The organism is Ruegeria meonggei (assembly GCF_900172215.1).
Taxonomy (GTDB): domain Bacteria; phylum Pseudomonadota; class Alphaproteobacteria; order Rhodobacterales; family Rhodobacteraceae; genus Ruegeria; species Ruegeria meonggei.
This window is the reverse complement of record NZ_FWFP01000001.1, coordinates 412798-431479: the sequence shown is the minus strand read 5'-3', so window position 1 is coordinate 431479 and position 18682 is coordinate 412798. Positions and strand designations below refer to the sequence as shown.

Annotated in this window: 24 protein-coding genes; 13 read left to right on the top strand and 11 right to left on the bottom strand. The window is 57.0% G+C overall.

The window, feature by feature from the left end; genetic code table 11:
- Window positions 1-40: 40 nt before the first annotated feature.
- Window positions 41-538 carry a MarR family winged helix-turn-helix transcriptional regulator gene (locus RUM8411_RS02145; RefSeq protein WP_085820966.1) on the top strand — a complete coding sequence of 166 codons (498 nt, stop codon included), beginning with the start codon at window positions 41-43 and terminating at the stop codon, window positions 536-538.
- Here the strand turns inward: RUM8411_RS02145 and RUM8411_RS02140 are convergent, their stop codons facing one another.
- The 3 genes from RUM8411_RS02140 to RUM8411_RS02130 are packed head-to-tail and all read right to left on the bottom strand — an operon-like array spanning window position 539 to window position 2387.
- Window positions 539-1261 (bottom strand): DUF1194 domain-containing protein, encoded by a 723-nt coding sequence (locus RUM8411_RS02140; RefSeq protein ID WP_085820965.1) that lies wholly within the window; start codon window positions 1259-1261, stop codon window positions 539-541.
- Window positions 1258-1962, bottom strand: coding sequence for a DUF1194 domain-containing protein (locus RUM8411_RS02135; protein ID WP_085820964.1), 705 nt, complete (start codon window positions 1960-1962; stop codon window positions 1258-1260). Before RUM8411_RS02135 ends, RUM8411_RS02140 begins: the two co-directional genes overlap by 4 nt.
- Complete coding sequence (locus tag RUM8411_RS02130; protein WP_085820963.1) at window positions 1959-2387, bottom strand: VOC family protein; 429 nt, start codon at window positions 2385-2387, stop codon at window positions 1959-1961. Before RUM8411_RS02130 ends, RUM8411_RS02135 begins: the two co-directional genes overlap by 4 nt.
- A 175-nt stretch (window positions 2388-2562) precedes the next feature.
- On the opposite strand from RUM8411_RS02130, the gene thyX reads away from it, so the two are divergent.
- A complete protein-coding gene (gene thyX, locus RUM8411_RS02125) occupies window positions 2563-3474 on the top strand; it encodes an FAD-dependent thymidylate synthase (RefSeq protein WP_085820962.1) in 912 nt (303 codons plus the stop codon).
- Between the two features lie 74 nt (window positions 3475-3548).
- The gene (locus RUM8411_RS02120; RefSeq protein ID WP_234995109.1) at window positions 3549-3842 is read left to right on the top strand and encodes a hypothetical protein; all 294 of its coding nucleotides are present in this window, start codon (window positions 3549-3551) and stop codon (window positions 3840-3842) included.
- 81 nt (window positions 3843-3923) lie between these two features.
- On the opposite strand, the gene RUM8411_RS02115 is transcribed toward RUM8411_RS02120, so the two are convergent.
- Window positions 3924-4130 (bottom strand): cold-shock protein, encoded by a 207-nt coding sequence (locus tag RUM8411_RS02115; protein ID WP_010439113.1) that lies wholly within the window; start codon window positions 4128-4130, stop codon window positions 3924-3926.
- Between the two features lie 215 nt (window positions 4131-4345).
- Here RUM8411_RS02115 and RUM8411_RS02110 point away from each other — a divergent pair, with 215 nt between their 5' ends.
- Together RUM8411_RS02110 and RUM8411_RS02105 are read left to right on the top strand one after the other, a co-directional pair.
- Entirely contained in the window at window positions 4346-4663 is a 318-nt protein-coding gene (locus RUM8411_RS02110; RefSeq protein WP_085820960.1) for an ArsC/Spx/MgsR family protein, read from the top strand.
- Between the two features lie 42 nt (window positions 4664-4705).
- Window positions 4706-5074, top strand: a complete 369-nt coding sequence (locus tag RUM8411_RS02105) for a hypothetical protein (protein ID WP_085820959.1) — start codon at window positions 4706-4708, stop codon at window positions 5072-5074.
- Window position 5075: 1 nt separating this feature from the next.
- On the opposite strand, the gene RUM8411_RS02100 is transcribed toward RUM8411_RS02105, so the two are convergent.
- The 5 genes from RUM8411_RS02100 to thrS all read right to left on the bottom strand — a co-directional run bounded on the left by RUM8411_RS02100 (window position 5076) and on the right by thrS (window position 9769).
- A complete protein-coding gene (locus RUM8411_RS02100) occupies window positions 5076-5603 on the bottom strand; it encodes a DoxX family protein (RefSeq protein ID WP_085820958.1) in 528 nt (175 codons plus the stop codon).
- Window positions 5600-6361: an HvfC/BufC N-terminal domain-containing protein gene (locus RUM8411_RS02095; protein ID WP_085820957.1), complete on the bottom strand. Its 762-nt coding sequence runs from the start codon at window positions 6359-6361 to the stop codon at window positions 5600-5602. The genes RUM8411_RS02100 and RUM8411_RS02095 overlap by 4 nt, the downstream gene beginning before the upstream one ends.
- A complete protein-coding gene (bufB, locus tag RUM8411_RS02090) occupies window positions 6358-7215 on the bottom strand; it encodes an MNIO family bufferin maturase (RefSeq protein ID WP_085820956.1) in 858 nt (285 codons plus the stop codon). Before bufB ends, RUM8411_RS02095 begins: the two co-directional genes overlap by 4 nt.
- Before the next feature lie 71 nt (window positions 7216-7286).
- Window positions 7287-7589: a BufA1 family periplasmic bufferin-type metallophore gene (locus RUM8411_RS02085; RefSeq protein WP_085820955.1), complete on the bottom strand. Its 303-nt coding sequence runs from the start codon at window positions 7587-7589 to the stop codon at window positions 7287-7289.
- Window positions 7590-7810: 221 nt separating this feature from the next.
- Window positions 7811-9769, bottom strand: coding sequence for a threonine--tRNA ligase (gene thrS / locus RUM8411_RS02080; RefSeq protein WP_085820954.1), 1959 nt, complete (start codon window positions 9767-9769; stop codon window positions 7811-7813).
- 216 nt (window positions 9770-9985) lie between these two features.
- On the opposite strand from thrS, the gene RUM8411_RS02075 reads away from it, so the two are divergent.
- From RUM8411_RS02075 to RUM8411_RS02055, 5 genes are all read left to right on the top strand, one after another.
- On the top strand, window positions 9986-10747 hold the full coding sequence (locus tag RUM8411_RS02075; protein ID WP_085820953.1) for an alpha/beta hydrolase: 762 nt from the start codon (window positions 9986-9988) through the stop codon (window positions 10745-10747).
- Entirely contained in the window at window positions 10735-11727 is a 993-nt protein-coding gene (locus tag RUM8411_RS02070; protein WP_085820952.1) for an alpha/beta hydrolase, read from the top strand. The genes RUM8411_RS02075 and RUM8411_RS02070 overlap by 13 nt, the downstream gene beginning before the upstream one ends.
- Window positions 11727-12155: a VOC family protein gene (locus RUM8411_RS02065; RefSeq protein ID WP_085820951.1), complete on the top strand. Its 429-nt coding sequence runs from the start codon at window positions 11727-11729 to the stop codon at window positions 12153-12155. Before RUM8411_RS02070 ends, RUM8411_RS02065 begins: the two co-directional genes overlap by 1 nt.
- Before the next feature lie 17 nt (window positions 12156-12172).
- Entirely contained in the window at window positions 12173-12787 is a 615-nt protein-coding gene (locus RUM8411_RS02060; protein WP_085821098.1) for a hypothetical protein, read from the top strand.
- A gap of 84 nt (window positions 12788-12871) precedes the next feature.
- Window positions 12872-13588 carry an alpha/beta fold hydrolase gene (locus tag RUM8411_RS02055; RefSeq protein ID WP_085820950.1) on the top strand — a complete coding sequence of 239 codons (717 nt, stop codon included), beginning with the start codon at window positions 12872-12874 and terminating at the stop codon, window positions 13586-13588.
- On the opposite strand, the gene RUM8411_RS02050 is transcribed toward RUM8411_RS02055, so the two are convergent.
- Together RUM8411_RS02050 and phaZ are read right to left on the bottom strand one after the other, a co-directional pair.
- Complete coding sequence (locus RUM8411_RS02050; protein WP_085820949.1) at window positions 13579-14163, bottom strand: DUF6151 family protein; 585 nt, start codon at window positions 14161-14163, stop codon at window positions 13579-13581. The genes RUM8411_RS02055 and RUM8411_RS02050 overlap by 10 nt on opposite strands.
- A gap of 5 nt (window positions 14164-14168) precedes the next feature.
- Complete coding sequence (phaZ, locus tag RUM8411_RS02045; RefSeq protein ID WP_085821097.1) at window positions 14169-15440, bottom strand: polyhydroxyalkanoate depolymerase; 1272 nt, start codon at window positions 15438-15440, stop codon at window positions 14169-14171.
- 111 nt (window positions 15441-15551) lie between these two features.
- Between phaZ and RUM8411_RS02040 the strand changes: the two genes are divergently transcribed.
- The 3 genes from RUM8411_RS02040 (at window position 15552) to phaR (ending at window position 18621) form a co-directional block, all read left to right on the top strand.
- Window positions 15552-17354 carry a PHA/PHB synthase family protein gene (locus RUM8411_RS02040; RefSeq protein WP_085820948.1) on the top strand — a complete coding sequence of 601 codons (1803 nt, stop codon included), beginning with the start codon at window positions 15552-15554 and terminating at the stop codon, window positions 17352-17354.
- A 130-nt stretch (window positions 17355-17484) separates the two neighbouring features.
- Complete coding sequence (locus RUM8411_RS02035) at window positions 17485-17931, top strand: phasin family protein (protein ID WP_085820947.1); 447 nt, start codon at window positions 17485-17487, stop codon at window positions 17929-17931.
- A gap of 135 nt (window positions 17932-18066) precedes the next feature.
- A complete protein-coding gene (gene phaR, locus RUM8411_RS02030; RefSeq protein ID WP_085820946.1) occupies window positions 18067-18621 on the top strand; it encodes a polyhydroxyalkanoate synthesis repressor PhaR in 555 nt (184 codons plus the stop codon).
- Window positions 18622-18682: the final 61 nt, after the last annotated feature.

Sequence of the window (18682 nt, the reverse complement as noted above, 5' to 3'; positions counted from 1 at the left end):
TCATGCTGCGTGAAACGGCGCGAGTGAATCGGAGGTTCGGATGAGTTTGGAAATGCAGGTCTCCGCGACGGGACCCAGAGGGTTCATGAACCGCTACCTAGAGGCGCTTGCCTTGGTAGAGCGGCTGCACCGCCTGTTGCTGGACGTCATCAAGGATGAGTTCGAGCGGGTCGGCGTGCTGGAAATCAACGCGGTCCAGGCCCTGTTGTTGTTCAATATCGGTGATCACGAAGTCACCGCGGGTGAGTTGAAGAGCCGGGGGTACTATCAGGGCAGCAACGTCAGCTACAACCTCAAGAAACTGGTTGAAATGGGCTATATGCACCACCAGCGATGTGAGATCGACCGGCGCTCGGTCCGGGTGCGGTTGACGCCGCGCGGGCGAGAAATCCGCGATATCGTGACGGACCTGTTTTCTCGCCATGCCGACGGACTGCAAAGCCGAGGTGTATTGGGGCAGGAAGGGATTGAGGATATCACTACGTCGCTTCGCCGGGTCGAGCGTTATTGGACCGATCAGATACGTTACATCTACTGATCAGGGCCGCGCGGTATTTCCTGCGTCTGACAGAATCAATCCGCCCAACTCTCGGATCAACTTGCGGATCATGGCATCCTCATAGGCTTCGAACCCAAGGGCCACTTCAACAAAGGCGTTTGGGCCAAGAATAACCCAAGCCTTATAATAAGCTGACAGCTCACCGGCCTGAACATAGCGTTTGTCGCCATGCTTGGGATCATCCGCCCCAACCACCAGCCCATTGATGGTGATACCGGCAGATTGAAGGGCGCGTTTGGCATCACGCGGATGGGGCCCCAGATTATGTTTGCCATCCCCCGAAAGGTCCAGCGTGCGTTTCCAGCAATCGGGTTGCCGGGACAGCAGCTCTGCTCCGAACAACATCGCAGAGCCAACGGCGGTGCCTTGTGGTGCCGCGCTGCGCCTTGTGTTGTTCAACAATGCGCTGATCCGGTCCAGATCACGCGCGGATCGAACCTCAGCCCAGTCCAGGATCACACGCTGATGGCCGGTCTCGCTCCATTCGAACACCGCCAAACGGACCGAGGCTGCGGAGTTCGACAGGATCTTCTGTGCCACTTCGGCTTGTTGCAAGGCAGCGGCCAGACCATCCAGTTGCAGCCGGTATTCCTGGCTGTCCACAGATCCCGAAACGTCCAACCCTAATGCCAAAGCTTGTCGGCACTCTGACGCGGCCGGGGCTGCGATCAAGCAAAGCAGGGCAGCAAGCAGGCGCTTCATGGTTTGGCCGTTTCCTGCAAGGCTCCGATTTCCAAACCTTGTAATTCGCGTTCCAGTTTGCGGCGCATGGCGCGTTCGAAATCCTCGAACCCTTGCGCGATTTCCAGAAACGCGCCGGGGCCGTAAAGGACGTTGTTTTCAAAAAACGGGATCAGAAACAGCTCGCCCTCGAAGTCGGCGGCGTTGATGACAAGGCCGTTTACCACGGTGTTTTCAAAGGGAAAGTGCCGATATGCCGAATCCGGACCATACCCATCGTTGTTGGACCCATCACCTGACAGATCGATGGTCTGAAACAGACAAGGGGGTGCCTCTTGCATCAATGTGGCGCCAAAGGCCAGCGCATAGCCCATCGCCGTCGCAGACCCGCTGTCGGACCGGACCGAGGTTTGGATGGTTGATGCTGCGGCCAGCAAATCGGCCTGGGTTCGGATCATCGTCCAGTTCAGGATGACGCGCTGCGTGCTGCGGCCGCTCCATTCATACACGGCCAGCGCAACGGGCATTGGAGAGGAAAAGAATGCCTGGGTCACTTCGGGCGCAACGAGGGCTGCGGCCACACCATGTCGCTGCAGGGCGTCCTCGGTCGCGTCAACCGAAGTGGAAATATCCATCGCCAAAGCAAGCGCGAGGCGACAGGTTTCGGCCCTAAGCGGGTTGGCCAGGCAGGCCAACCCCAATGCTGTCCACCAACGGATCACCAGTGGCCGGTGCTTTCCATGCTGGCCCAGGGTTCAGCTGGGTCCAGCGCGTCTCCGTTTTGCAGCAGCTCGACCGAGATATTGTCGGGCGAGCGCACAAACGCCATCCTCCCATCGCGCGGCGGGCGGTTGATCACGACGCCATTGTCCTGGAGGTGTTGGCACATCTGGTAGATATCTTCGACGCCGTAAGCGAGATGCCCGAAATGGCGGCTGTCGCTGGGCAGTTCGTTGTCACCATCCCAGTTGTATGTCAGTTCGATCGGCCGATCTTCTTGTCCGGGCGGGGCCATGAAAATCAGCGAAAACCGCCCGGCCTCGCTATCGTAGCGACGGGTTTCCTTCAGCCCCAGCAGCGCATAAAACGCCATGGATTTCTCCAGATCCTTCACGCGGACCATGGTGTGAAGATATGTCAGCCCCATTGCGGCGTCCTTTCTGTTCAGGTGATGGCCTGCAGCTTAGCGCGCAGATAAAGCGTGTCGAGGGGCAGGGTGGACACAATTTGGATTTTGCAACAATGGGTGCACATGTCGCGGTTCCGGTCTGGGAGTTGCCGATATATAGTGGTGGGCGACTCATTGCTGGAAAGGAAATTTCATGCCGCTGTCCACTGACCAACTGGCCGAGATCGAAGCGCAACGGGCGCAATCGCATCCAACACGCCGCGTTGTGGCCGCAGGTATGGAAGATCACCTTTACACTGCGCATCAGGTGCTGGATCACGGCTTTGTCCGAGTGATCGACTATATGGGCGATGATGCAGCGATCTGTCAGGCGGCACGGGTGTCTTACGGCAAAGGCACCAAGTCGGTTCAGAACGACGAAGGTTTGATCCGTTATCTGATGCGCCACTGGCATTCGACCCCGTTTGAGATGTGTGAAATCAAACTGCACGTCAAACTGCCGGTATTTGTGGCGCGGCAGTGGATCCGCCACCGCACGGCAAACGTGAACGAATACTCTGCGCGTTATTCGATTCTGGATCGTGAGTTCTATATCCCTGCGCCGGACCATGTCGCGGCCCAGTCCGAGGTGAATAATCAAGGCCGGGGCGACGCTCTGCAGGGGGAAGAGGCCGCGCGTGTTCTGGACCTTCTGAAAGCCGACAGTGCGCGGTGCTATGACAATTACGAGGCGATGATCAACCAGGATGGTCAGCAGGGGCTGGCTCGGGAATTGGCGCGGATGAATCTGCCCGCAAACATCTATACACAATGGTACTGGAAGGTTGATCTGCACAACCTGTTCCACTTTCTGCGTCTGCGCGCGGATCCGCATGCGCAATACGAGATCCGCGTATATGCCGACATGATGTGCAAGATCGTCGCCGACTGGGTACCCTTTGCCTACAAGGCGTTCGAGGATTACCGTCTGGGTGCCGTCAACCTCTCGGCCCAGATGGTCGATAGCCTGCGCAGGATGCTAGCCGGGGAAACAGTTACGCAGGAAAATTCGGGAATGACCGCGCGGGAATGGCGTGAGTTCGAAGACGTCATCCGCAAAAGCTGAACCCATCGACGCATAGCGTTTGTCTATACAAATTGTCATGAAGCTGTTACATTTACTTCATGACGATTTCTGTTTTGACCCGCACAACTTGCCTGTGCCTCGCGCTGTCTACAGCCGCCTACGCGAAATCTCCGATCGCAGAAGTGATTTGCGAGCCGACATCCAGATTGCATGAAAAACTAGAACGGCAGTTCGGGTCGGAACGCGCCGCCACCGGCATGCGTGGGCCTGAGCAATTGATGGAGGTCTGGATCAGCAAATCGGGCGACTGGACGATGGTCGTCACCTATGCCTCTGGCACGTCCTGCATCGTTGCCATGGGTGAAGACTGGAGCGTTCATGCCCGGACAGGCCCGGCACGAGGATAAGGTTTCCAACCTTCAGGGTGCGGTCAACGGCCGGAAATTGGCCGTTGGCCTGTTTTGGAATCCCTGCGAAAAGCGAGGCGATTATAACGGCTTCAAATCAGATGCCATCTGACGGCCGTCACGTCCGTCTTCCAGCTCATACGAGACTTTCTGATTGTCAGCGAGCCCGGTCAAACCAGAGCGTTCTACGGCCGAGATATGAACAAATACGTCCTTGCCGCCCTCATCAGGCGCAATAAACCCATAGCCTTTAGTGGTGTTAAACCACTTCACGGTGCCAGTTGGCATTTCCCGTGTCTCCTTCTACTTACACGTTGTCCCACAAATTGGTGGGGGTAGCGATTGACGCAGCCGCAACACATCACAGTATCGCCCACACGATACGGCCCGAATTGCGTGTTTCGTCTTTTTCAACATTGCACGGTGAAGTAAAAAATCAAGAATTACCGAAACACACAGGCGAAATTGCCGAAAACTCACTCAATAACAGGAGCCTACCGAAAATGCGCCTATATGGTCTGAGAAATTGCGATACCTGTCGTAAGGCCTTGAAATCAATTGAAAATACCGAGTTTGTGGACGTTCGATCCCAAGGTGTGCCCGATTCCGTGCTTGAGCAAGCATTGGAAAATTTCGGCGAGGCTTTGCTCAACACCCGTTCAACGACTTGGCGGGGTTTGGCTGAGGACCAGCGTGCCAAGCCGCCGCTGGAATTGCTGAAAGAGCATCCGACCCTGATGAAGCGTCCTCTGATCGACAAGGATGGCACGCTGTTTCTGGGCTGGACGCCTGAAACACGATCAGGGCTTGGCGTGGCGTGACTGGGTGCTTATCTGAAGTCACGCAAGTTAAGAGGTTTGTGAATGCGTAACGCAGCTATGATTCTGGGTGTCATTGCCGGTCTGATCGGAATGATCGTTGGCTTTTTCGGCTATGGCTATGTCGCCCTGGTCGACCATTATGGTGAGATTGAGGGCCTGGCCGAGCAGGTCGATAACGCACAGCTCATACAGATAATGTCGATCATAGCGCCCTTGCTGGCCATTGCCGGTGGTGCAATGGCGCAGGCGCGCGCTTTGGTCGGAGGGGCGTTGTTGCTGATCTCAGCAGCCGGTATGTATTATGCCTTTGGCTTCAACGCCTTCACCATGTTCCCGGTGGCGTTTGCCGCTGTGGCTGGGCTCCTTGGGCTGGCCGCGGGAAAACCGGACGAGCCCAAGGCGCATTTCTAGGTTACTTGACGCGCAGTACCCGGTCGACAGACAGGGGGCCTGCGCCGTTGATTACGATGACCAGCAAAAGGAAGGTCCAAAGCGTCCGTGTGTCCAACACACTCGGCGCGGCGGTAAAATAGCTTCCCAGCGCGGCGCCATGTCCGGTAACATCCACGATTGTCTGAACCCAGACAAACCCGATCATGCCCAACGCGGCAAGCCGCGACAGAAGGCCGATCAGGATCATAGCCGGCAGCAGAAACTCGGCCCAGGTGCCCGCCACAGCGACCGCCCAATGCAAGATACCAAGCTGCGAGCTGTCATAGCTGACCGCTTCCATCGCTTTGGGAAATATCTGCACATAGGCCCCGTCTGACGGGAACAGAAAGCCGAAAAAACCGCTGCCAAGCTTGGTCATAGCCGAGTTCCAGTAATAGATCAGCAGGGTGGCGGCGAAAACCACCCGGGCCAGCGTCGGGGTCAACCAGCCAGAGGTCATTTCCAGCCTTCCCAAAGTGTTGTTGTGCAGAGAGATCAGGGCAGTCATGTTGCCAGCCTTTCGATAGTCACAGAAGTAATTGCGCCGCCTTGCAAAAGAAGCGCCAGAGTGGCCCCAAGGTCAAACTCGGGGAAATGGGTCGCGGTTTCTTCAAACGCACTACCAATGGTTTGCCCGGTTTGCAGGCCCGCTATCCAATGCGCGCCGCCCTTGGGCAGCACATGCGGGGCCGGGTCAAATTCCGGCCTGGTTATCAGAACGTCCTGGGCTTCGGCTTCGGGTTTGGGCGCGTTGTCTTCGGAGTTGAAGCGCCAGATCGAAACCACCGGCCAATCCGATTGCTGTACCTGCATGGACGGGGCAAACCGCAATTGCGCTCGCATGATGTCCTCTGGCGGTACGGCCAGAGCATCGGCAGGGGCAGCCTGGCTGTCGGCCGCGTGGTAAGCGCGGCGCAGCGCCAGTTCCAGCCGCGCAACGTCTGGGAGGTATCCCAAGTGTGACAGCTGCTCCATTCCGGCCAGGAAATCCGGAAACGCATCACCATAGAACATGATCAAAGGGGACGATGGCGGGTGCTTGCGCAAAAACAACCCTGACAAGCCATCCATGTTTTTGGGTCCCAGCAGTTTGGTAATCACCGGAAATGCCTGATGCATTGCTTCGGTCAGCGACACCGCCACATTGTTGCGATAGACGCTGAACCGGCGTCCGGCGGGTTGCGCATCTGCGTCCTGCAGGCCAGCGGGGGTGGCCACAGCCGGATCAAGCAACGCGGTGTGAAAGGACTTTTGCGATACGCTCATGCCGGGACGCGGTCCAATGCCGCCTGGGCGCGATCTGCTTCGGCCCGCAGGATTGGCCAGTCGGGGACATCCGTATCCCATTCGACCAGCAGCGGTCTGGGGCCTGATCGCTCCAGAACATAGTCCAGCAGCGCCCAGACCGGGTCGACGACCTCGCGGCCGTGGCTGTCGATCAACAGGGGATGGCCATGGTCATCCTCATCCTCATCATGTCCGCCAAGGTGAATTTCGCCCACCGCGTCCAAGGGGTATGCATCGATATAGCCCTGCGGTGAGAAATCCAGATTGGTGGCGGACACAAACACGTTGTTCACATCCAGCAACAGGCCACAGCCCGTGCCGCGGGCTATCTCGCGCAGAAAGTCGGGCTCGGACCAGGTGCTTTCTTCGAATGCCAGATAGCTGGAGGGGTTTTCAAGTAGCATCTGCCGCCCGACAACGTCCTGTACTTGGTCAATATGTTCACAGACGCGGGCAAGGGTGGCATCGGTGTAGGGCAAGGGCAAAAGGTCGTTCAGGAAATGGCTGTCATGGGTCGACCAGGCCAGATGCTCTGAAAAGCTGGCCGGGTTCAGCCAGCCGACAAGATGTTTCAGACGGGCAAGGTGATCGGGGTCCAACGGGTCTTCGCTGCCAATAGAAAGGCCAACGCCGTGAACCGAGATCGGGAATTTTTCGGACAGGTGCCGTAGTTGGGCAAGCGGGCGACCGCCGTCACCCATATAGTTTTCGGCGTGGATCTCAAGCCATGCGACCGGTTGTGAATGGTCCAGAATCTGCGCGAAGTGCTGAGGTTTATAGCCGACACCCGGCGCGGCAGGCAGCTTGTTCGGTCTGGTTGTATTGTCCAACATGTGCTTGCTCCCCATTCACGACAAAGAGGCGGGCGATTGGGCCCGCCCCTCTGTGTTGTGCATTCTCAGGCTTATGCCGGCAGGTCGCGATCCAGCGGCTCGAGCGAGCCAGTGCGTGCGGCGCCATCGGCCGACTTGGGCAGATCGATATCGGCGCAGGTGCCCGCATCGACCAAGGTCCATGCGTTGCCTTGATAATCTACGGTAGAGGTGCCCGCGCAAGTGGTGCCGGGGCCGGCGGCACAGTCATTCTGACCGGCCAGCGAAACGCCATAGCATTTCTCTTTTGCTTGTGCGGTGGCAGTTGTGGCTGCACCGGAAACGGCTGCTGCGACTGCGCTTGCGATAACCAGGGTTTTTGCGGTGTTCGACATCTCGGTAATCCTTTTAGTGACTGCGTATGTCTGCTTGTGACAATGACAAAGGTAGTGGTTGCAGGGCCTCAGTTAAATTCACGAGCCCGTGTCTCACAACCCCGTCAGGACATGCTATGTCCCCTTGCAGGTTAACAAATTGTTTTTGAAAAGAAAAAGGGTATTTGTTTCAATCCGGCCCCAAATTTGAGGCCGGATATGGGGCAATTTTTTGCCGAATGTTACAGCAGGTCCGGCGGAGTTGCGGCCTGTGACAGTTCATTTGTTACAACCTCAAGCGGTTGAACCTGCGTTTGTTTTTCACCCAAACGGCGGACGCTGACAGTGCGCTCATCAACTTCGCGGTGACCGACGGCCAGAATGACTGGCACTTTGCCGACCGAATGCTCGCGGACTTTGTAGTTGATCTTTTCGTTGCGAATATCGGCCTCGACCCGGACACCTGCCGCCCTCAGCGTTTCAACAACTTCCATGACATAATCATCCGCCTCGGATGTGATCGAGGCGACAACAACCTGACGCGGAGCCAGCCAGAAGGGCAGCTTGCCTGCATGTTCTTCGATCAGGATACCGATGAAGCGTTCGAACGAGCCAAGGGTGGCGCGATGCAGCATGACAGGGCGGTGCTTGTTGCCATCCGCGCCAATATACGTGGCATCCAGCCGCTCGGGCAGGACGAAATCCACTTGGAACGTGCCGCACTGCCAGTCCCGGCCGATCGCATCGGTAAGCACAAATTCCAGCTTCGGCCCATAAAATGCGCCTTCGCCGGGATTCATTTCCGGCTCGACACCCGCCGCGCGGGTCGCCTGTAGCAACGCGTCTTCAGCCTTGTCCCAAACCTCGTCCGATCCTGCGCGAGTTTCAGGGCGATCCGAGAACTTGACCGAGAAGCTGTCGAATCCAAGATCCGCATAGATGTCGGTCAGGAAGGTGATGAAACGGGCACATTCGCTGCCGATCTGGCTCTCTTCTGCAAAGATATGTCCGTCATCCTGGGCGAAGCCGCGTACGCGCATGATGCCGTGCAGTGCCCCCGAGGGTTCATAACGTGCGCATGAACCGAACTCGGCCATACGAAGCGGCAGGTCGCGATAAGACTTCAGACCGTGCTTGAAGATTTCCACGTGGCAGGGGCAGTTCATGGGTTTCAGCGCATTGACGGCTTTTTCGCGGGCATTGTCTTCGTCGACTTCGACGATAAACATGTTTTCCTGATACTTCTCCCAGTGGCCCGACTTTTCCCACAGATTTCGGTTCACGACCTGCGGAGTGTTTACCTCGACATAGCCGCCGACCTTCTGCTTGCGGCGCATGTAGTCCTGAAGTTCGGTATAGATGGTCCAGCCGTTGGGGTGCCAGAAAATCTGACCGGGGGCCTCTTCCTGCATGTGGAACAGGTTCATCTCGCGACCCAGTTTACGGTGGTCGCGCTTTGCGGCCTCTTCCAACATGTGCAGGTGCGCTTTGAGCTTTTCCTTGCCGGTGAAGGCCACGCCGTAGATGCGCTGCAGCATTGCGCGGTCGCTGTCGCCACGCCAATAGGCACCGGCGATGGACATCAGTTTGAACGCATCGCCCGGCACCTGGCCGGTATGTTGCAGGTGCGGGCCTCGGCATAGGTCCTGCCAGTCGCCGTGCCAGTACATGCGCAGCGGCTCATCGCCCGGAATGGCGTCGATCAGCTCTACCTTATAGGGCTCGTTGTTTTCGGTGTAGAAATCAATCGCGCGCTGACGGTCCCAGACTTCCGTAGTTACGGCGTCGCGCTTGTTGATGATTTCCTTCATCTTCTTTTCAATCGCGCCCAAGTCTTCAGGCGTGAACGGCTCGGCCCGGTCAAAGTCATAATACCAGCCGTTTTCGATGACGGGGCCGATGGTCACCTTGGTGTCAGGCCAGATCTCTTGCACGGCACGGGCCATGATATGCGCCAGGTCGTGGCGGATCAGCTCATTGGCCTGAACCTCATCCTTCATGGTGTGGATCGCGATCTGGGCGTCAGCCTCAATCGGCCATTGCAGGTCCCAGTGTTGGCCGTTCACTGTGGCCGAGATAGCCTTTTTGGCCAGCGAGGTTGAGATATCGGCAGCAACCTGCGCGGGTGTTACGCCTGCGTCAAAGGACCGTGCATTGCCATCGGGAAAGGTGAGTGAGACGGATTTTGAATCCAAGGCCATATCGGCTCTCCTCGTCGGTTTGGCGCCCACTGAACGCCCGGTTGCGGGTTATGTTTGTCTGGCTCGTTTGGCAGGTGGTGGTGCCTGTGTCAAGTGCGGGGGCGAGGGGCTAGCCCCTCGCGCTCCCCGGGATATTTTTAGCCAGATGAAGGAGATCGGGGAATTGAAGTGCATGACCCGGCATGCAAGATGTTGAGAAACAAGACAGAGGGTTTCATGGCGGCGACGGAGTTTCTGGAAACGGCGCAAGGGCGGCGGTTGGCCTATCACAAAAACGAAGGCACGGGCCCGACCATTGTATTTCTGGGCGGTTTGAAATCGGATATGGAAGGCACCAAAGCCGTACATCTTGAGGCCTGGGCTCAGGCGCGTGGACAGGCATATCTGCGGTTTGACTATTCCGGGCACGGGGAGAGTTCTGGTGCTTTCACCGATGGCTGCATTGGTGACTGGCATGAGGACACGATGGCAGCTGTGACTGCCCTGACCGAGGGTTCGTTGATCATAGTCGGCTCATCCATGGGCGGGTGGCAGGCATTGTTGCTGGCCCGTGCGATGCCGGAGCGGATTGCCGGGATGGTCACCATCGCGGCGGCACCGGATTTCACCGAGGACGGCTATTGGGCGTCGTTCAGTGACGAGCAAAAAGCGGCGCTGAAGGCTGTTGGCCAGGTGGAGCTGCCCTCGGACTATATGGAACCCTATATTATCACCAACCGAATGATCGAGGACGGTCGGCGGCGGCTGGTATTGCGGAACGCTCTGGACCTGCCGTTTCCGGTGCGGTTCCTGCAAGGTACGGCGGATACGGCGGTTTCCACGGAAACTGCCGTGCGATTGTTGGAGCATGCCACCGGGCCTGACATGCATCTTTTGCTGGTAAAGGACGCAGATCACCGATTTTCGGACGGACCTTGTCTGGGGTTGATCGAAGAGGCCATTCTGGACGTGGTAGGGGGCGAGAGATGCGACGCTTAGGCTGGGTGCTTGGACGACTTCTATTGGCGTTGATCGTTATCGGCGGCGCAATTTATTGGTTTGGACCGCGGGAAGAGGTGCCCCTGCATCCGCGCTTTGACTCACGTAAATTCGGTGAGGGCGTTCAGGTCTATTTCGAAAGTACTGAGTCCGCGTTTGCTGATATCGTGCCAGGTGTGGAAAAACGGGTGGTCTGGCAGGACGGTTTCAAGGAACAAAGGACACCGGTTTCTGTTCTGTATCTCCATGGCTTTTCCGCCTCGTCCGAGGAAATCCGCCCGGTTCCCGATCAGGTTGCTGACGCGCTGGGGGCCAATCTGGTTTACACCCGACTACATGGCCATGGCCGCGGCGGACCTGCGATGGCCGAAGGCACGGCAGCGGGCTGGATGCTGGATATGGCCGAAGGACTGGCGGCGGCGCGGGCTGTGGGTGACAAGGTTGTGGTGATTTCGACCTCGACCGGGGGGACATTGGCCGCAGCGGCGGCGTTGGATGAAGAGCTTAGTCAGGATGTTGTTGGAATAGTCTTTGTCTCGCCTAACTTTGGTGTGAATACCGCCGGCGCGTGGATTCCGGGCCTGCCTTGGGCACGCCACTGGTTGCCTGTGTTGATGGGGGAAGAACGAGACGTATCCAGCCCGGACCCTGAAAAGAACAAATACTGGTCGTCGGTCTATCCTTGGGAGGCGGTGGTGCCGATGACTGTGCTGGTCGAGTCTGTGAATGCGCTGGATTTCTCGGGCGCGCAGGTACCCGCCCTGTTCTGGTTTTCGGATGATGATCAGGTGGTGCGTCCGGACCTGACACATAAGGTGGCTGAAACCTGGGGTGGGCCAGCGACTGTAGAGCTGATGACCATGGGCCCCGGCGATGATCCGGCCTCGCATGTGATTGCCGGTCGTTTGATGTCGCCTGGTCAGACGGATGCGGCAGTGGCAGGTATTCTGGCCTGGCTGACCGAATTGGGGGTGCAGTGATGGAACAGCGAGTCAGCCTGATTACAGTTGGTGTAGATGATCCGGCCGCCGCAGCGGGATTCTATGAGGCCATGGGTTGGAAACGGATCGACAGCCCGGATGGTGTCATCGCCTTTGATCTGATTGGTCAAACTCTTGGTCTCTACCCCTTGTCGGCTCTGGCTGATGAGATCGGCGTTGATCCCGGGGCTCTGGGCCAAGGGGCTTTGACGCTTAGCTACAATTGCCGGTCAAAGGATGAGGTTGCACAGGTTTTGAGCCGTGCAGATATGGCGGGGGCAAAGGTTCTGAAACCCGCCTCTGATGTATTCTGGGGTGGGTATCACGGCTATTTTCGCGCCCCCGATGGCACGATTTGGGAGGTTGCGTTCAACCCCTTCGCAGCTCTTGCGCCCGATGGCGCGTTTCGCTGGAACGGGTACGGGTGATGCGCAAACCGGGCAGCATGTGGAGCCTTGAAACGCTTGGCCGTGTGCGCCTGTCCCGGCATTTTTTCATGCGCGAGTTTCTGTATTCCGAAATCGGGAATTTCCATGAAAAACAGAACCTTCCGGACAATCCTGACTTGGTAATCGAGACCGGTCGGGCGTTTTGCCAAACGCTTCTGGACCCGTTGGAGGAAACCTTTGGTAGGGTCGCAGTGCGCTCGGGTTATCGCTCACCTTCCCTGAACCGGTTCGGGAACGAAAACCGCCTGAACTGTGCACGCAATGACAATCCGCTGGAGTGTCACATCTGGGACCGGGGTGAAGGGGACGACCGGATCGCCGGGGCGTCGATTGTCATCCCATGGTTTGCCGATCAGTATGACGAGGGGCGGGATTGGCGCGATCTGGCCTGGTGGATGCACGACCACCTGGACTATTCCGAGATCTGGTTCTTTCCCAAGCTCTGCGCATTTAACCTAGTGTGGCGACCTACACCGCATCGCCGGATCGACAGCTATATCGCGCCGCGTGGCTGTTTGTTGCGTGCAGGGGCCGAGCCGGATGAAGACCTGTCCACCCGCCGGGCGCGATACGCAGACTTCCCCGTGTTTCGGGGCGTTACCCATCCCTGAAGTTTAACTTGCCCGTTTCGGAAAAACCTCTCATCCTGAGGGAAAAGAACATCGCTTTAGAGGTCGAATATTAGGAGGCCCCGCGTGATCGAGCCGCTGGTTTTACTGCCTGGACTGATGTGTGATGCACGGCTTTTCGAACCCCAAATCGTTAGCCTGTCGAGGAGCCGTGCGGTGACTGTGGCTCCGGTTTCAATCGGAGAACGGATCGAAGAGATCGCATCGCGGCTGCTGGATCAGTTGCCGCACCGGTTTGCGCTGGGCGGGCTGAGCATGGGCGGTGTGGTCGCGCTTGAGATTATTCGCCGCGCGCCTGACCGGGTGTCGCGCTTGTGCCTGATGGCCACGGATGCCCAAGCTGAAACCCCGCAGATGGCCGCCGCCCGCGAAGAGCTGTTGATCGGTGCCAAAGCGGGGCGGCTTGAGGATGTGATCCGCAAAATCATCGGGTCTGACACATTGGCGCCGGGTCCGCAGCGCATCCCGATTTTGAACAATGTGATTTCGATGGCTGTGGACATGGGGGCGGACGTTTTTGAGCGCCAGATCCGCGCATTGCAACGGAGACCCGATCAGCAAGGCGAGTTGCGACATATCCGGGTGCCGACACTGATCCTGTGTGGGGCACATGACAGGATCGCCCCGGTTCGAAAACACGCCTTTATGGCTGACCTGATCCCGGCAGCAGAGCTGAAAGTTCTCGAAGATGCGGGACACTTGCCTAGCCTTGAAGCACCTCAGGTCGTCAACAACGCTTTGCACGACTGGCTGAGTGAACCTGCCCGGGTGGCCTACGGGTAAAGGGCGGCGCGTTCGATTTTGCTGAGGATGGTTGGTGTCGCCACCGGATCGCCGGTTTCTGCATCGAAGAACGGCGTCTCTTTCCAGCTGCCGGACAGCCGGGACTTTGCCACCCTTGTTAGCATCCCGTAGATCGCCGGCCCCAGCTTTTCATGCGATTGTTTTCCACTGGGCTGCGGAACAAAGCCCCGTGTTGTGATCGGTCCAAGTCCGCTGGTGTCGGGCATCCGCTGTACAATGAACCCGGCAAACGGAAATTTCGGGGTGCGAGAGGTGGTCGCAATCGGTGCGTTGCAGCATCTGGCATACCACCGCAGCATGCCGCGCGGGCTGAGCTGCATAAGCGCAAGATGTTCCGCACCGCCGTCTATTTTGATCTCTTCTGGTGCCATTTGAAGAATTTCAACCGGGTCAGGCGTGGGATCGGGCTGCCCGAAGTACAGCTGGCCCGCTCGGCAGTCGCGGCAATAGCAAACGACACGAGTGCCTGTGTTCGCGCCGCGCGCGGTGACGCGACCGTGCAATGATCCGCAGTCGCAGGAGAAAGCAGTGTCTTTTGCTGCGTTCCTGCGCATGACGGTTAGGCGACTTTGTTCTTGTTCGCTGCACGCCGCCGTGGTTTGCGCGCGTTGGCGTTCATAAAGTCGATGACCAGCGGGCGAATATTGTCGCGCCAGCTGCGCCCGGCGAAGATGCCATAGTGACCAGCGCCGGGTTCGACATGGCTGGCTTTTTTCGACGCCGGCAAGCCGGTGCACAGATCCAGCGCCGCAATACACTGTCCCGGGGCAGAGATATCGTCATTAGCGCCTTCGACCGATTTAACAGCGACATCGGTGATCTTGCCAATATCCACCTTATGTCCGGCGACAACAAATTCGTTGCGGGCAATCTCGCGGTTTTTAAAGACGCGCTCGACCGTGGACAGATAGAACTCGGCGGTCATATCCATGACGGCCAGGTATTCATCATAGAAACGGTTATGCGCATCATGGTCCGAAGCCTCGCCCCGCATCACGCGCTGAACCTGATCCGTGAAGGCCTGAGAATGCCGGTCCGCATTCATCGACATGAACGAGGCCAGCTGCAGCAGGCCGGGATAGACCATGCGACCCACGCCTTTGTACTTGAAGCCAACGCGCTGGATCATGGTTTCTTCCAGCTGTCCCATGGTGACGCGACGGCCGAAATCGGTCACGTCTGTCGGTGTGGCATCCGGATCGACCGGTCCGCCGATAAGGGTCAGGGTGCTGGGCTGAGCCTTGGGCTCGACCTCGGCCAGATAGGCTGTGGCGGCCAGTGTAAGAGGCGCAGGCTGGCACACGGCCACAACATGCGTTTCAGGGCCCAGCTCTTTCATAAAATCGACAAGGTAGAGCGTGTAATCCTCGACATCGAACTTGCCTTCGGAAACGGGGATATCACGCGCGTTATGCCAATCGGTGATGTAAACTTCGCAGTTGACCAGCAGGCTTTTGACCGTGGACCGCAACAATGTCGCGTAGTGGCCGGACATTGGCGCAACCAGCAGAACTTTGCGGGGTTGCTCTTCGCGGCCATTCACGCGAACGTGGATCAAGTCGCCGAACGGGCGCTCCATGACAGGGACGATTTCGACCAGATGATCTTTGCCGTCTTCACAGGTATAGGTGCGAATGCCCCAGTCGGGTTTGACTACCATGCGCTGAAAGGTACGTTCTGTCACTTCGCCCCAGGCCGCCATCATGCCAAAAGCAGGGTTAGGCACCATCGAAAACAAGGGGTAGGATGCCATGGCGCTGGCAGTCGCACCCATCCATTGATTGGTGTTCCGCATGGTTTCCATAAGGTCGTAAGTCATCATGTAGCGCATGAAAGGGGCCTCCTGAGTGTCAGCCTGATATTTCGGACCATTCGTCGCTTTGCCCCCCGACACCCACGACGTTATTCTGCATAGCAGCGAGATTAGGGGGGAATTGTTAAAATGACAACAAGTGAAGGTCGGAACGAAAAATTGCCCGACGAACATATTGAACGCCTTAAAGAAAATGTGAACAAGGTCGAAGAATTGTCCAAGCGACTGGTTGAGGTAATGGCCGGGAAAAAGTCGCATACGCCCGCTTTGGACGGTCCGAATCAAGAGCTTTTCGCAAAAGCAGCAACGGCGTATCTTAGCGAGGCTTTGCAAAATCCCGCCAAGCTGCTGGAACATCAGATACAGTTCTGGGGCAAATCCGTTCTGAACTTTGCCGAAGCGCAGCAGGCGTTGACCAAAGGCGAGGTAGATGATGACGATTCAATGCGCCCGGACAAACGGTTTTCCAACCCGATGTGGGAAACCAACCCGTATTTCCGCCTCATTCGTCAGCAATATGAAACCAACGCTGCTGCCATTGCACGGGCTGTAGCCTCGGTTGACGATATTGACGTCAAGGACAAACAGCGCCTGCAGTTCTTCTCTCAGCAGATAATCGATATGATGTCGCCGACGAATTTTCTGGCGACCAACCCGGACGCGCTGGAAAAAGCTGTTGAGACTGAGGGGCAGTCGTTGATTCAGGGGTTGGAGAACCTGGTGGCAGATCTCGAAGCCAACGACGGCGAGATGGTCGTTAGACTGGCAGATGAAAGTGCCTTTGAAGTCGGCCAAAACATCGCAACGACGCCGGGTGACGTGGTGTACCGAAACCGGTTGATGGAGTTGATACAGTACAAACCAACCACCGAAACGGTCCATGAAACGCCGCTTCTTCTGTTCCCACCCTGGATCAACAAGTTCTACATTCTGGACCTCAAGGCGCAGAACAGCATGATCAAATGGGTGACCGAGCAGGGCTATACCCTGTTTGTTGTCAGCTGGGCCAATGCCAGCGAGGCCCATGCTGACGTTGGCATAGACGATTATATAGATGAGGGGTTCCTGACTGCGATCGAACAGGTCAAGTCGATCTGCAACGTCAAACAGGTCAACGCGGTCGGCTATTGCATCGCAGGCACCACGCTGAGCCTGACGCTTGCACTGTTAAAGCAACGCGGGGACACGTCCGTCAAATCAGCAACCTTCTTTACGGCGCTGACGGATTTCGGCGATCAGGGCGAATTTACACCATTCCTGCAAAACGATTTTGTCGACGGGATCGAGGATCAGATATCCAAAGATGGCGTGCTCAAGGCCTGGGTGATCGGTCGAACAATGTCGTTTCTGCGCTCAAACGATCTGATCTACGGGCCTGCGATCCGCAGCTATATGATGGGTGAAACGCCTCCGGCCTTTGATCTGCTGTATTGGAACGGAGATGGCGCGAACCTGCCCGGACGCATGGCAGTTCAGTATTTGCGCGGGTTGTGTCAAAGCAATGACTTCGTCAATGACGGGTTTGATCTGTTGGGACACAAGTTGCATGTCCGCGACGTCGACGTTCCCCTTATGGCGATCACTTGCGAAACCGACCATATTGCGGCCTGGAAGGACTGCTATCGTGGCGTCCAGCAGATGGGGGCGCGGTCCAAGACCTTCATCGTATCCGAGTCAGGACATATTGCTGGGATCGTGAATCCACCCAGTAAGAAGAAGTACGGGCATTACACCAATCCCGACCTCAAGGGCGATTCCAACACTTGGTTGAACGAGGCTGAATTCCATCAAGGGTCCTGGTGGCCCCTGTGGGAGAAATGGCTGCATAAGCGTTCTGGCAAGCAAATTCCGGCGCGATCCACCGGCGATTCGGGCCATCCATCGCTTGCCCCTGCGCCCGGAACTTATGTTTTGGTCAAGGCAACCGACTGATATTCCGTATCTTTTAGAACTTTTCTGCACTGCAGCAAAAAATACTTGCAATGCTGCGATGCAGCAATCATATTGTCCTCAAGCTGATGAAGACCGGGGTGGGCCCGGTTCAGCAAAAAGGATTAATGCAATGGCTAAGACACAAGATTACACCGCGACCCTGAAAGAATTCATGGGCGCATTCCCGGTTGACACAACCGCTCTGGAAGGTGTTTACAAATCGACCGCAACTCTGAACGAGAAGCTGTCGGGCGTTGCTCTGGAAGCAGCAACCAAATCGGCTGAAATCTCGAACAAATGGACCAAAGACACCCTGGCCAAACTGTCCGAGATGTCGAAAGCAAAAGCTGAACCTGCTGATTACGCAAAAGCTGCTACCGATTTCGCAAGCGCGTCGGCTGAAGTTGCTGCTGAAAACATGGCTGCTTTCGCAGAAATCGCGAAAAAACTGCAGTCCGAAACCGTTGAGCTGCTGATGGCTGCCGGCAAAGATGTTGCAGAAGACGCAACAGCCGCTGTCAAAAAAGCGACCAACGACGTGACAACTGCCGCCAAGAAAGCTGCAGCTGCCAAGTAATTTAAGGCCGCGAGGCGCACCCACTCCTCCCAACTGGTGCAATCGCGTAGGGCAGGTCGTTTGACCTGCCCTTTCTTTTTGTTCTGCACTCGCATAATCTCTGCTGCAACGCATCATCCTTGGGGAGGGCAACAGGTGTCGGAACAAGAAAAACCGCTGTTGATAAAACGATATGCAAGCCGTCGGCTGTATAATACCGAGACCAGTGACTACGTCACACTGGAGGACATCGCGACCTTTATCCGCGGTGGGCGAGAAGTTCAGATCATCGACCTGAAAACCGGGGATGACCTGACCCGACAGTATCTGCTGCAGATCATTGCCGAACATGAGAGCCGGGGCGAAAACGTGCTACCGGTCAATGTGCTGAATGACCTTGTGCGCAGCTACATGATCCCGGGCGGTGGGATGATGCCGCAATTCCTGCAGAGCTCGTTCGACATGCTGCGCGAAAGCCAGAGCAAGATGGTCGAGAATATGAGCGCGATGAACCCGATGTCAAAGATTCCGGGGTTCGAAGCGATGAAGGCGCAGCAGCAGGCCTTTCTTAAGGCGATGACGGGAGGGCTGTCCGGAGGATGGTCCGGGCCCGGATCGGACGGCGAAGACAAAGTTGAAGGCAAAGAAGATCTGGACGACATCAAAAAGCAGCTCGCTGAGTTGCAACAGAAATTATCCAAGTTGAACTGATTTCGTTGATTTAAACAAAAGAAGGCCCGCCTGGCGCGGGCCTTTTGTCGTTTCACGGGCC